This window comes from Clostridium sp. BJN0013 (assembly GCF_040939125.1).
In the GTDB taxonomy this organism is placed as follows: Bacteria; Bacillota; Clostridia; order Clostridiales; family Clostridiaceae; genus Clostridium_B.
Map to the genome: position 1 here is coordinate 2,590,210 of NZ_CP162495.1, position 13,343 is coordinate 2,603,552.

The following is a 13,343-nucleotide window of genomic DNA, read 5'->3' on the forward strand; positions in this document are numbered from 1 at the left end:
TTCCTTTTATATTCCATCATAAATATATTTAAATCTTTTCTATAGGAAAATTATGAAAAAATATCGAAAATCTTATTAAATAAACTCTGAATGCTAGCTTTTATTTCAGGATTTTTAACTCCTGCCAATTTATTTGCTATAAAATTTATATCTTTTGAAGCTTCTGAATTTGGATAATTTATCAAAAGTGGAATTTGATTTCTAACAGCCTGTATAAGATTTTTATCATCTGATATACATCCTACATATTCAAGTTTAATACTCAAAAACTTATTTACTACACTGTTAAATTTGGTGAAAGTTTTTTCTCCTTCTTTAACGTCTGTAGTTCTATTTACAATTACCTTAGCCCTATCCTTTAATTTAAAATGATTCACAGCTTTTACCAGACTATAAGCATCTGTAAGGGAAGTAGGTTCCGGTGTAGTAATTATAATAAATTCCTGACAACAGGTTATAAAGCCCAATACATCTCTATTTATGCCAGCTCCTGTATCTAATACTATATAATCCACATCATTTAAAGAAGATAATTTTTTTATAAAATCATCCCGTTGAGTTTTTGTTATACCTTCAATCTTTAAAATTCCAGTTCCTCCTGGAAGCAACTTTACTCCAAAAGGCCCTCTAATAATAACATCTTCTATAGTTTTATTCCCCAAAATTACATCGTAAACATTATATTTAGGTAAAAATCCCATAAGTACATCATCGTTACCCATACCCATATCACCATCAAATATTAAAACCTTTTTGCCCATTTTTTGCAAAGCTATAGATACATTTACTACAAAATTACTTTTCCCAACCCCTCCTTTACCAGAAGCAATTGCCATTATTCTGGGTTTTGCATTAAACTCCGAGCCTACTTTTGATCGTTTATCCACCTCAGCTAATTTTCTCAATTGTTCAGCTTGATCTAGCATATAATATCCTCTCCCAATACAAGCTTTGCTAATTCTTCAGGCTCCATGATTTTTATATCTTCTGGTACATTTTGTCCTGTGGTAACAAAACTTATAGGTTTCTTAGCTGATTGTAATATATTCAATATAGAACCATAAGTAGATGTTTCATCTAGCTTAGTTATTATTATATCGCTGTAATTTAACTTCTTATATCCATTCACTATTACGTCTATATCCTTATCTTTGGTAGTACAACTTATTACTAAATGTACATTGTTAGTTTGAACCTTGTCTATAAATGCCCTTAACTCTGATATCTGCATCTCATTTCTACTACTTCTCCCTGTAGTATCTATTAAGATAGTATCGCAGCTTTTCATATTATCTATAGCTTTTGACATATCCTTCATGGAAAGTATTACCTGAAAAGGTATATTCATTATATCTGCATAAGTTCTAAGCTGCTCTACTGCTCCTATTCTATATGTATCTATGGTTATAAGACCTACTTTCTTCTTTTCAATAAGCACAAGTTTTCCCGCAAGTTTTGCAATGGTGGTAGTTTTACCTACTCCTGTAGGTCCTACTAAAACAACCACATGTTCCAACTCTTTATTATCCACTTTTATCATGTCTTTTACTACTTCCCTTAATTTTTCCTCATCTTCTCTATCGTCATCCATTGCATTTACACTATTTAATATTTTCTTTACTACACTACGGCTAAAATCACTATTTTCAAGCTTTATTTGAAGCTTACTTTTTCCAATATTTCCATAAGAACCTTGTATCACTTCATTTAACATACTTTTCATCTGCTGTACTTCTTTTATAACAGCATCATTATTTTTATCTATTATACTATTTTCGTAAAAACTCCTAGATATACCGGAATCTTTTATGCCATTATCTGATAAAGCTTTATCATCTGAACTCGTATCTTTCATTTTATTGTCTATTATTTTTTTTATAGCCTCAACACTCTGTTTCATATTATCATTATTATACTGACTTTTTTTATGCTCTTCTTTTTTATTATCTACAGCCGCAGTAACTTCTAAAATTTTCTTGGAAAAAAAGCCCATTATACCGCTTTTTCTAATCTTTCTCTGACTTATAATTATAGCTTCATTTCCCAATTCATATCTAATTCTGGTAATAGCCTCATTCATATTATTGGCTTTATATCTTTTAATGATCATTATATTGAAATCACTCCTTCAGTCTTTATCTCTACATCATTTGGTATTTCATTTAATGATAGTACATTTACGGACTGAAATACCATCTCAATTAATCTTCTAAAAGGCGCCCTTATTTTAGGTGAAACTAATATTATAGGCTGATTTTCATAGAAATAAACTGAATCCAAGACTTTTTTTATGGAATTCAATATTTTATTTGTAGTTTCAGGATCTATGGAAGGAAAAGAACCTTGCATAGATTTCTGTATATTGCTTCCTATTAAACTCTCTAATTCTTGTGATAAGGTGACTACTACTATAGCACCATTTTCATCTATGAAAGAATTACATATACTTCTTCCCAGAGAAAATCTTACATATTCTGTTAGAAGTTCAATATCCTTTGTGCTTCTGGAATTATCTGCCAGGGATTCTAATATAGTTACCATATCCTTTATGGATACCCTTTCCTTTAAAAGATTCTGAAGTACCTTTTGGACCTCACCTATTGTAAGTAAATCCGGTATAAGTTCTTCTACTACAGTAGGGTATTTTTCTTTTACAGAATCTACTATTATTTTAACTTCCTGTCTTCCAAGTAATTCATAGGAGTGATTTTTAATAGTTTCTGTTAAATGAGTTACCATAACCGTAGTAGGGTCTACTACGGTTAACCCTTTAATCTCTGCTTCTTCCCTTTGATCTTTGTTAATCCAGGTAGCCGGCAATCCAAAAGAAGGTTCCACTGTACTTATACCCTGAATAGCAACATTAGAATTAGTAGGATCCATACATAATAACATATTGGGAATAAGCTCTCCTCTTGCCATTACTGTACCTCTTATTTTTATAACATAATCGTTGGTCTTCAACTGCAAATTATCTCTAATCCTAATAGGTTGTACTATTATTCCCATTTCAATAGCGCACTGCCTTCTAACAGAAGTTATCCTTTGAAGCAAATCTCCCCCAGAACCCTCATCTGCAAGTGGTATCAAACCGTAACCTATTTCTACTTCCATAGGCTCTACAGATATAAGATTCATTACATTTTCCGGTTCCTTATTTTCTATTTCAGTCATCTCCTGATTTTGCATTTCAATTTGCTGTATACTCTGTTCCTTTTCATCTTTATATAGAAGGTAAGCTGCTATACCACAGGCTATTGCCAATATAAAAAATGCTATATGTGGAAGTCCAGGTATAACTGCTAAAAATAAAAGAACTGCCCCGGCCATTGCTATTACTTTGGGAAATCCCGTAAGCTGTTTCATAGCCAGTGTACCAAAACTTTCACTGCTTCCAGAACGGGTAACAAGTATACCTGAAGCAGTAGATATCAAAAGAGCTGGAACTTGAGTTACTAATCCATCACCTATGGTAAGCTTAGTATAAGTCTGGGCTGATGTTGCAATATCCATTCCCATTACCACGACTCCAATTATTATTCCTGCTATTATATTTATCACCATAATTATAAGTCCGGCTATAGCATCACCTTTTACAAACTTAGAGGCACCATCCATAGCTCCATAAAAATCCGCTTCCATCTGAAGTTTGGCTCTTCTAGCTCTGGCACCATTTTCATCAATTAATCCTGAATTTAAATCTGCATCAATACTCATCTGTTTACCAGGCATAGAATCCAATGTGAATCTAGCAGAAACCTCTGATACCCTGCCGGCACCATTGGTAATTACTATAAACTGTATAATTACTATAATTAAAAATATAATTATTCCAACAATATAATTTCCACCTACAACAAAATCTCCAAAGGCATTTATAACCTCTCCTGCATAGCCTTCTGATAATATAAGCCTTGTAGAAGATACATTAAGAGCTAACCTAAATAAAGTCGTAATTAAAAGTAAAGTGGGAAATACAGAAAATTGCAATACTTCTGTTGTAAACATAGTTAAAAGTATAATTATTACAGATAATGTTATATTAAAAGACATAAGAATATCTAAAAGTTTTGGGGGCATAGGTATTATGATCATCAACACTATCATAATAACTACCAAAGCCATTATTATATCTATATTGTCCTTTAATCTAAATCGTCTTTTGCTTCCTTCCAAAATATCACCTCATCTTGTAAACCAAAGCCAATATCTCTGCTACTGCTTGATACATCTCTATGGGAATCTCCTTATCAATATCTACCTCTTTGTATATAAGCCTTGCAAGAGGTGGATTTTCAATTATAGGAACATCATTATCTTTAGCCACTTTTTTTATTCTAACAGCCACTGAATCCAATCCTTTCGCCGAAACTATAGGTGCATTTTGATTTTCTTCATACTTAAGCGCTACAGCTACATGAGTAGGATTTGTTACTACTACTGTAGCCTTTGGAACTTCCTGCATCATCCTTCTCATTGCCATTTCCCTTTGCTTCTGCCTTATTTTACTTTTAATCTGTGGATCTCCTTCGTCCTGTTTATACTCCTCTTTAACTTCTTGCTTGGACATTTTTAAATCTTTATTATATTGAAAAATTTGAAATATGTAATCTATAACAGCTATAATTATCATTATCATAGCTACTCTAAAAAATATGTTTACTGTAAGCTTTGAAATAGCTTTTATTATACTTTCAAAATTCAAACTGCTTAAATTCATTATATAAAGATAATTATCTTTTACAAATTTAACCCCTATAATTCCAACTACAGTTATTATAAAAAGACTTTTCAAAAGCTCCATTACAGCTCTCATGGAAAACATTCTCTTAAATCCATTTATGGGATTTAATTTTGATAAATCCGGTTTTAATGGATGAGAAGTCACAAGTCCTCTAGTCTGGAAGAAATTTGCCAAAACGCCCATAACAAGTATAGGTACAGCCACAGGTAAAAATATAATTCCCAATCTGCATATAGTTATAAAAGTTATTTTCTGCACACTGGCATAATCTAAAGACATAACCAAATAATTATTAAAAAATGTTATCATAGTAGCTTTTACTTGAGAGCCCACATATCCCCCTAACACAAGTATAACCAGTGTAGAAGCTAGAAGAGTGAGAGCCAGAGCTATTTCTTTACTCTTTGGAATCTGTCCTTTTTTTCTAGCATCACTTTTTTTTCTAGGAGTAGCTTCCTCTGTTTTATCATCAGAAGCAAATATTATAAGTAGTGGCAGTGTATTATAAAATCCTTTTATAGAATCTGGTATGGCCTGAAAAGAATTTCTCATAATTTTTAAGAATATAGGAAGTGCAAAACAGAATGAACCCAGTCCTATTAGTATCTTAATTGGAAGTCCAAGTATCATTATATTAAGTTGTGGAACAGTTCTTGCAATAAGCGACATGGTCAAATCTGCTATTAAAATTATAAGTAGTATGGGTATTGCTATTTTTAAAGCTATAGAAAAATACATTATAAATGCTTTTATTATAATATTAATAGAACCCTGCGCTAAAAAAAAGCTGCCTAGTTTTATAGTAGAAAAACTATCTATGAGAGATCTTATCAACATATGGTGACCATCTACTGCAAGAAAAACTACCATACAAAACCAATACATGAGCCGTTCTAGTAGAGTAGTATTACTACTAGAATTCGGATCAAACATACTCATCATAGAAAGTCCTACCTGCAAATCCATATAGCTTCCTGCAATTCTAAAAGCTGTAAAGCATAGACTCACCAGAAAGCCTAAAGTCAATCCTGCTACAACCTCATTTATACAATTATATATAAAAGGTATAGTGCTGCTTATAGTATTTACAGTAGAATAATCTATTCCTGGTAAAAGTATATATGCCATAACTAAAGTCAATCCTACTTTTACTATACTTGGAGTCCCACTGGGGAAAAATATAGGAACCATTGTAAAAAAACAAAATATTCTTAATGTTACAAGTATTAAAGCTGTAAAATACAAAGTATCTATCAAATTACCCACTCCATATAATTTATAGTACAGATTTCTAGATGTAAACCTAACTTATACACGTAAATTATTAGTACTAAAGAACTATGTTTAAGTTAAGAATTAAGAGTGAAAAGTTAAAAGTAATAAATATCCACCAGCTTAGCTGGTGGTTTTTCCTAAGCCCTATAAGGGCACATTACCAGCATTATGCCTCAAGGCATCTTAAAGATCTCGCCAGCCGCAATTTATGTTACTTGCTACCCTTAAAAGGGTCCATGTATTCCTTCATACTTACTTGGTCGGCGATCATATCTTCTTTCTGTTGATTTCTTATATATTCTTCTATTGCTTTTTTATTTTTTCCAACTGTGTCTACATAGAATCCTCTGCACCAAAAGTGCCTATTTCCATATTTATATTTTAAATTTGAAAATCTCTCAAATATCATTAGACTACTTTTTCCCTTCAAGAATCCCATAAAACTTGAAACACTTGTCTTTGGTGGTATCGATAAAAGCATATGTATATGATCTTCACATGCATTCGCCTCTATTATTTCTACACCTTTCCATTCACAAAGTTTCCTTAATATTTTTCCTATCTCTTTTCTTTTTTCTCCATATATTTCTTTTCTTCTATATTTGGGTGAAAATACTACATGATATTTACATCTCCATTTAGTATGTGATAAACTATTACTGTCCATTTAGGGCAAACCTCCTTTGATTATAGATTTGGTTGACGAGACCTCTTCTATTTTATCAAAGTGAGGTTTTTTGTTCACCGCTTAAGCTATTCTGAACACACCTGCATAGCAGGTGGTTTTCATATAGACAAGGAAAATTTTTCTCCACTTTGTTATGAAAAATGTTAAATTTAATGGTGCTATATTTTAGATTTTCTGCAGTGTTAACGGAAGAAAATCATCCATAACTCTTAACTATTAACTATAAACTCTTAATTTTACTGAGTTATATGGGCTATATATGTAAAAATTCTTTCAGTAAAACTTACTATCTGATGCAGCATCCAACTTCCAGTAAGGAGTCCCACTAGTGCTATAGCCACTAATTTAGGTACAAAGGTGAGAGTCTGCTCCTGTATTTGAGTAGTTGCCTGAAATATACTTATTATAAGACCTACCAGTATGGAAATTATTAAAATAGGTGCAGAAATCAAAAGTCCTGTCTGTATTGCATCTCTTATAATACCTATCACCATATTTTCGCTCATAAAATTCACCTCATGAAAAACTTATAATTAAAGATTTTACCAGTAAATACCATCCATCTACCATTACAAATAAAAGAAGTTTAAATGGAAGTGATATCATAACCGGCGGAAGCATAAACATTCCCATAGACATAAGTACACTTCCCACCACCAGATCTATTATCATAAAGGGTATGTAAAGTAAAAATCCAATTTGAAAGGCAGTCTTCAATTCACTTATTATGTACGCAGGAATTACTACATAGAGAGGTACATTGTCTTTTGTAACCTCATAATTTAATTTGGCCTCGTCCACAAATAATTTAAGATCCTTTTGTCTGGTCTGCTTTAACATGAATTCCCTAAGGGGCTTGGCCCCCCGCTCTATAGCCTGCTCTTGAGTTATACTATTTTGCAGGTAAGGTTGTATGGCCTCAGAATTTATTTTTCCATAAACAGGCAACATAATGAATACTGTAAGGAAAAGAGCAAGTCCAACTAATACCTGATTAGGAGGAGACTGTTGAGTTCCTATGGCAGTTCTCAAAAATCCAAAAACCACTACAATTCTTACAAAACTTGTCATCATCATTATAAAGGATGGGAGTAATGTAAGTATTGTAAGCATTATAAGTAACTTTATATTACCTACATACTGTTGGGGTGTGGAAGCATTGTCTACAGAAATATCTATATTAGGTATAGGAAAATCTGTAGGTGCACCATGAACTGTATGAACTGCCAAAATAATAAAACACACAATTAAAACTGAAATAATTATACTGTTCTTATTGAATTTACCTTTCATCTTTATCTTCCTTTTTGCGCTTAAGTTTTTTAACTAAAGGATTTTCATTAGTTTTCCTTAAAATATCTTTTAATCCAATTTTATTATATAAGTCTTTTAAATTCTTATATTCATATACACTTCTCATATTTTCCATATCTGATATTTCTTTTTCATTTAACTCATATATTATTTCAACTTTGCTATTAGTGGATGAAATCACATACGCTCTGTCTCCAATTTTTACTACCAATAGACTATTTTCTTTTGAAATCTGAGTTCTTTCAAATATTTTTACATATCTGCCATTTTGAATACTTTGAAGTTTACCTCCTCCATATTTTACTGATATATATATGAGACAGAGTATAAAACCTAAAGATATAATTATTTTAAAAATCATCCACCATAATCCCAAATCCATATAAATTTCTCCATATTAAGTCAAATTATAAAAATCATCTATACATCCTACTGTGTTAATATATCGCTAAAATATACATTATTTATCTTTCCTTTTTCTAACATAGGATTTATTCTTTGAATAATTTCTATTTTTATATTATCCATATTTTTATCACTTATATCTTCTACCTTTTTAGTCCTTAAAATCTCTATAATGGCATCCCTTATAATTGGAGTTTTTTCTGTCAACTCATTAGTTAATTTTTTATCATCATAACCAAGGTATACATTTACTTTTAAATAATTCTTTCCACCTTCATCTGCTAAATTTACGGTAAACTCACTCAAATCAAAAGTTTTAGCTGAAACTACATGCTGCAGATAACTTGAATTTTCTCCACTTTGAGTCTGAGTTTGCGCTACATTTGAAGCGGCCATATTTTCACTAGAATCTGTATTTTTATTACTTAAAAATTTGCTATATCCAAAAAACGCCCCTGCTCCAACTGCCGCCACAAGAAAAAACACTATTAAAATTACCTTTACACCTACGCCATCCTTTTTTTTCTCTTTATTTTCCACTGTGTTTTCTCCTTTCAAAATATTGTGCAAAATTGTAAATTGATTTTCTATGTTGCCTAAATATATATTTTTCTCTTGTATTCTATGATCTTTTCAATTATCTCATCATTGGATTCCTTAACTATATATTTATTCCCATTTAAAAGAGTAATTACACTTTGCGGAGTTTCTACTAATTTTTCTATATGATCTGAATTTATAACAAATTCTTTGTCATCCAAGCCTGTAAGCTTTATCATAAAATGCCTCCCTAAAATATATTGAATATTTTTCAAAGCCCTTATAAATTTTAACATCCTAATACATAAGTATTCAACGTAAAATTTATGAATAAAATCATCAAAATATGTAATTTATTATAAACTCAAATATATGCATATTGTCAACAAATTATACCTGAAATTCAATTTTAAAAATATATTGACATATAAGATAATTTTTAATTTATCTTAAAGTCAATATATTTTTAACTTTATTTACTACCTTTTAAGATTTATTAAATCCTCCAATATAGTATCTCCTGTAGTTATTATTTTTCCATTTGCCTGAAAAGCCCTAGTAGCTACTATCATATCTGTAAATTGCTGTGCCAGATCCACATTTGACATTTCAAGGTATCCCTGGACTATATCACCATATCCTGCACTATTATCATTCTCAGCACCCCTTCCACTTCTTACTATGGGCTGTCCTGAATTTGAGGATGTAGTATAAAGATTCCCTCCCTGTTTTACAAGTCCTCCTTCATTTTGAAAAGATACCATAGCTATCTGACCTAAAGCAGCTGTAGTCCCATCTGCAAGCTGGGCTGTTATGTAACCATCTTTACCCACTGCAAAAGATTTAACCTTTACCAGTTGATCATCCTTAGTAACATAATTTGGAATAGACAATGGCACTAATTTATCTGTAACTGAAGTTACAGTACCATTTGCATCTACAAACTGTATGGCATTTTGGGATGTATCCTCTGTATCATTTTGCAAATAGGTTATAGTAGAAGTGTTGTTTTCATCTGTTACCAAATACCCCATAACTCTGTATCCACTTTGGTTTACCAGATTGCCCTGGGTATCTAGGTAAAATGAACCATCTCTTGTATAGTAGGGTTCCATTGCATTTTCTACCTCATTATCTCCTGCTCCTAGTATATTATTATCTTCATCAATTGGAATTCCCGTATCATCAGAAGTTTCTCCCAGCTTACCTGTACCAACTATAAAATATCCTGTATTATCTATTGCAAAATCTAAATTTCTATTTGTAGTAGCCATACTTCCTGTGGTAAAATCTGTACTTATACCTGCTACAGTAACTCCAAGACCACTTTGTTTTCCATTAACTCCACCTATACTATTGCTGGGTGCACTTGGGTCGGAAAGATTTTGACTTATCATATCCTGAAAATTCATACTTTGAGTTTTGAATGAGGTAGTTGATGCATTAGCTATATTATTTCCAATTACATTTAATTTTTGTTGATTAGCTCTAAGACCACTAATCCCTGAATACAACGATGGCAACATATATATTCCCCTCCAATTTTAAATAATTTAATAAATTTGTTCTGCTTCAATCTCTCCACAGAACCCGGCTTCCCTAAGGTCCAGCCATTTAATTCCATCTACACTATTACCATACTATCTATATTGGTAAATACATTATTATCACTTGAATTTTTATCCATAGCTGTAATTACAGTTCTGTTTTTTATGGAAGTAATAAATACTGTATCTTTATAAAGCAGTGCAGATTCCCTGCATCCTTTATCTTCTGCCCTGTTTATAGCAGAGTTTATATTTTCCATATCTTTTTCATTTAAATTTATATTTCTGCTTTTAAGTCTTTCTGCTGCATGATTTGATATGGTAAAGCTATTTGTCTTATTAAGTTGACTATTTAGGATATCTTTAAAAGATACCTTCCCAGAAGCTTTATTTATGTAACTGGGCTTATTACATATTTTAGGTAGCTCCTCTGCAAAGTGCAATTTACCATTGATAACTCTATATGCCACGGATATCACACCCACTTTTTAGGAATCTTTTACCTTTGAGATCTGATCAAAATAAAAATCTTTGGTTTCACCTTCAGAAATTTGTACTTTTACGATTATTCCACCTGTTCCCCTGGATACAGATTGAACAATTCCACTATAATAATTTCCACTGTCATCTTTTTGGCTTGTTTCAACCTGTTTACCTATAAGAGAAGTAGCACTTAAAAGCATCATATTATTAGTGGTTATATTATATGCATCTCCTAAATCATCTACCTGAATAAGATTATCCACACTAAAATTCTGAGTATCATAAGAAGTATTTCCATCAGAATCTGTTTTTGTACCCACTATTACCTTAAGTTGAACGTCATCTCCATCCTTCACCACACCAACTACTTGACCTGTAACATAATTTCCTTCAGAATCTCTATCACTTAATGTTACATATTTGTTTACAAGTGAATTTGCAGTGCTAATCCTATTTGTATTATTTAAATTCATCATCTGCTGAAGGGCAGAAAACTGTGCCAACTGACTTATATACTCCGTTGAACCTTGTGAACTGCTATCTGTAGGATCCTGATTTTCAAGTTCTGCACAGAGTATTTTTAAAAACATATTTAAATCCATATCATATCCGGTCTTCTTGTTGACTATTTTAGTTCCATTTTCTGTAGTATTTGAACTTTCATCTGATGAAATGGGATAATATTTTTGCGTATCATCAGATGTATCATTGTCATCTGAAGTTTTTTCAGTATCTTGGGTACTTGTGTTAGCTGCAAATGTCCTGAAAGCCTGACTATAGCTCTGATTTAATACATTATCCAATGTCATTGACATAATTTACCTCCTCTCTAAATTTTAACCTATGCCAGTATATTTACATTATTGTTGTAATAATAGTCATTTTGCACCTTGTTTTCATCTTCTACCAGGTTATTTAAACTTGAATTTTTATTTTGTTGACTGCTATCCTGATGTTGCTCTTTTCCACTTTCATCTCTAAAAAAAGTAGCATCTTCATTATATATATTTAAAGATAATCCCTGGACTTTTATATCATTAGTTTGAATTTTATTGGACAAATCCTGTAAATTAGCATTTAAAAGATTATATGCCTCTTTATTTGAGGCCGTTAATACTGCTTTTAATTTCCCTTCCTGCATAGTAAGGTTTATAGTAATTTCTCCTAATTCTTTAGGATTTATCTTCACAGTTAACTCTTTAACATTGTTTATGTCCATATATTTCAAAGTTTTTATCATATCTGAATTAAAAGAATTTTTATTTATAGCCATTTCTCCTAAATCCTGTATAGGATTGTTTGTATCCATATTTTTAAAATAAGTCATAAAATTAGTAACTTTAGAAATTTTATCTTCTGATCCACCTTCTATAATTTTTTGCAATATATTCTCTTCATTTTTTGCACCATTTCCCGTAGATGATTGTCCATTTTTCTCTGAAGAATTACTGGAATTATTGTTCTCAATATTGTCACTAGATATTTCTTGTGGTGATGTAGCCAAAGTAGCCTTATTTACATCTATTTTATTAGAATTATATTGATTTTGTATCTTTAATTCAGACAAATTATCAATAGTTTCTTCCTGGGGGTTACTTAAATTTAGTTCTTTTGATAATGCAGTATTAATTTCACTTTTTACCTTATCATATATACTTTCCTCCGAAGATAACTTAGCTAGAATACTGGTGTTTAATTTTTCTATCAGTTTATTATTGAATTCCTGTGATGTTCCAAATTGCTCTAAAATATCAGAAAGATCATTTACATTTTCTTTAATTACTTTTGATATCATATCATCACTTGTAAAAATTGTATTTTGTTCTTTATTACCTGCAGTAATATAGTTTAAGTTTTGTAAAATTTCACTGCTTATTTTATTACTTATTTGTTCTATAAATTCATCATTATTTCCCTGAAGATTCAAGTTGTCTGTTGAATTGTTCTCACTTTTAAACAATATATTTATTAAATACATCAAAGCATTCTGGCTTATGTTTCCCTGGGATAAATCCTTCTCCAAATTTTCTATATCTTCTTCACTAAAGCCGGCTTTCTTTAACTCACCTTTCACTTTTTCATTTAATTCAACTTTTTTGTCACTTAAATTTTTATCAACAGAGGTTTTATCTCCATCATTATCTTTTAAAGTTTCATTTTTCACTTTATCTACGGATGTGTCTTTATTTTTTACTGTACTATTATCTGAAGAAGTCTTTAATAGAGTACTGAAATCATTGGAAGTATCTTTAGAAGTTTTACTACTATTATTAACTTTAGTACTGGAAACAGTATTATTTAATTGTATACTATTTAAATCTATCATTTATTTTTCACCTCCTTTCAA

At 31.0% G+C, this 13,343-nt stretch carries 14 protein-coding genes; all 14 read right to left on the minus strand.

Features of this window, described 5'->3' with window-relative positions:
* Positions 1–50 precede the first annotated feature (50 nt).
* Positions 51–926, minus strand: coding sequence for a MinD/ParA family protein (locus tag AB3K27_RS13195; RefSeq protein ID WP_368487886.1), 876 nt, complete (start codon positions 924–926; stop codon positions 51–53).
* A complete protein-coding gene (flhF, locus tag AB3K27_RS13200) occupies positions 920–2,110 on the minus strand; it encodes a flagellar biosynthesis protein FlhF (protein WP_368487887.1) in 1,191 nt (396 codons plus the stop codon). Before flhF ends, AB3K27_RS13195 begins: the two co-directional genes overlap by 7 nt.
* A complete protein-coding gene (gene flhA, locus AB3K27_RS13205) occupies positions 2,110–4,176 on the minus strand; it encodes a flagellar biosynthesis protein FlhA (RefSeq protein WP_368487888.1) in 2,067 nt (688 codons plus the stop codon). The genes flhF and flhA overlap by 1 nt, the downstream gene beginning before the upstream one ends.
* Positions 4,177–4,180: 4 nt before the next feature.
* Positions 4,181–6,001, minus strand: a complete 1,821-nt coding sequence (locus AB3K27_RS13210) for a fused FliR family export protein/FlhB family type III secretion system protein (RefSeq protein ID WP_368487889.1) — start codon at positions 5,999–6,001, stop codon at positions 4,181–4,183.
* Between the two features lie 229 nt (positions 6,002–6,230).
* Complete coding sequence (tnpA, locus tag AB3K27_RS13215) at positions 6,231–6,686, minus strand: IS200/IS605 family transposase (protein WP_368487531.1); 456 nt, start codon at positions 6,684–6,686, stop codon at positions 6,231–6,233.
* 257 nt (positions 6,687–6,943) lie between these two features.
* Positions 6,944–7,213: a flagellar biosynthesis protein FliQ gene (gene fliQ, locus AB3K27_RS13220; RefSeq protein WP_368487890.1), complete on the minus strand. Its 270-nt coding sequence runs from the start codon at positions 7,211–7,213 to the stop codon at positions 6,944–6,946.
* 10 nt (positions 7,214–7,223) lie between these two features.
* Positions 7,224–8,000: a flagellar type III secretion system pore protein FliP gene (fliP, locus tag AB3K27_RS13225; RefSeq protein WP_368487891.1), complete on the minus strand. Its 777-nt coding sequence runs from the start codon at positions 7,998–8,000 to the stop codon at positions 7,224–7,226.
* A complete protein-coding gene (fliO, locus tag AB3K27_RS13230) occupies positions 7,990–8,403 on the minus strand; it encodes a flagellar biosynthetic protein FliO (protein WP_368487892.1) in 414 nt (137 codons plus the stop codon). Before fliO ends, fliP begins: the two co-directional genes overlap by 11 nt.
* Before the next feature lie 47 nt (positions 8,404–8,450).
* The gene (fliL, locus tag AB3K27_RS13235; RefSeq protein WP_368487893.1) at positions 8,451–8,966 is read right to left on the minus strand and encodes a flagellar basal body-associated protein FliL; all 516 of its coding nucleotides are present in this window, start codon (positions 8,964–8,966) and stop codon (positions 8,451–8,453) included.
* 56 nt (positions 8,967–9,022) lie between these two features.
* Positions 9,023–9,205 carry a flagellar FlbD family protein gene (locus tag AB3K27_RS13240; RefSeq protein ID WP_368487894.1) on the minus strand — a complete coding sequence of 61 codons (183 nt, stop codon included), beginning with the start codon at positions 9,203–9,205 and terminating at the stop codon, positions 9,023–9,025.
* 240 nt (positions 9,206–9,445) lie between these two features.
* Positions 9,446–10,492, minus strand: a complete 1,047-nt coding sequence (locus tag AB3K27_RS13245) for a flagellar hook-basal body complex protein (protein ID WP_368487895.1) — start codon at positions 10,490–10,492, stop codon at positions 9,446–9,448.
* A gap of 98 nt (positions 10,493–10,590) precedes the next feature.
* The gene (locus tag AB3K27_RS13250) at positions 10,591–10,983 is read right to left on the minus strand and encodes a TIGR02530 family flagellar biosynthesis protein (RefSeq protein WP_368487896.1); all 393 of its coding nucleotides are present in this window, start codon (positions 10,981–10,983) and stop codon (positions 10,591–10,593) included.
* Between the two features lie 18 nt (positions 10,984–11,001).
* Positions 11,002–11,811 carry a flagellar hook assembly protein FlgD gene (locus AB3K27_RS13255; protein WP_368487897.1) on the minus strand — a complete coding sequence of 270 codons (810 nt, stop codon included), beginning with the start codon at positions 11,809–11,811 and terminating at the stop codon, positions 11,002–11,004.
* A 26-nt stretch (positions 11,812–11,837) separates the two neighbouring features.
* A complete protein-coding gene (locus AB3K27_RS13260) occupies positions 11,838–13,322 on the minus strand; it encodes a flagellar hook-length control protein FliK (protein WP_368487898.1) in 1,485 nt (494 codons plus the stop codon).
* Between the last annotated feature and the right edge of the window lie 21 nt (positions 13,323–13,343).

What these genes read in the sequence shown, in the direction of transcription:
- AB3K27_RS13255 (WP_368487897.1), bottom strand. Translation starts at nt 11,811, where the DNA reads ATGTCAATGACATTGGATAATGTATTAAATCAGAGCTATAGTCAGGCT.
- AB3K27_RS13195 (WP_368487886.1), bottom strand. Translation starts at nt 926, where the DNA reads ATGCTAGATCAAGCTGAACAATTGAGAAAATTAGCTGAGGTGGATAAA.
- AB3K27_RS13260 (WP_368487898.1), bottom strand. Translation starts at nt 13,322, where the DNA reads ATGATAGATTTAAATAGTATACAATTAAATAATACTGTTTCCAGTACT.
- fliP (WP_368487891.1), bottom strand. Translation starts at nt 8,000, where the DNA reads ATGAAAGGTAAATTCAATAAGAACAGTATAATTATTTCAGTTTTAATT.
- AB3K27_RS13240 (WP_368487894.1), bottom strand. Translation starts at nt 9,205, where the DNA reads ATGATAAAGCTTACAGGCTTGGATGACAAAGAATTTGTTATAAATTCA.
- tnpA (WP_368487531.1), bottom strand. Translation starts at nt 6,686, where the DNA reads ATGGACAGTAATAGTTTATCACATACTAAATGGAGATGTAAATATCAT.
- fliQ (WP_368487890.1), bottom strand. Translation starts at nt 7,213, where the DNA reads ATGAGCGAAAATATGGTGATAGGTATTATAAGAGATGCAATACAGACA.
- fliO (WP_368487892.1), bottom strand. Translation starts at nt 8,403, where the DNA reads ATGGATTTGGGATTATGGTGGATGATTTTTAAAATAATTATATCTTTA.
- AB3K27_RS13245 (WP_368487895.1), bottom strand. Translation starts at nt 10,492, where the DNA reads ATGTTGCCATCGTTGTATTCAGGGATTAGTGGTCTTAGAGCTAATCAA.
- flhF (WP_368487887.1), bottom strand. Translation starts at nt 2,110, where the DNA reads ATGATCATTAAAAGATATAAAGCCAATAATATGAATGAGGCTATTACC.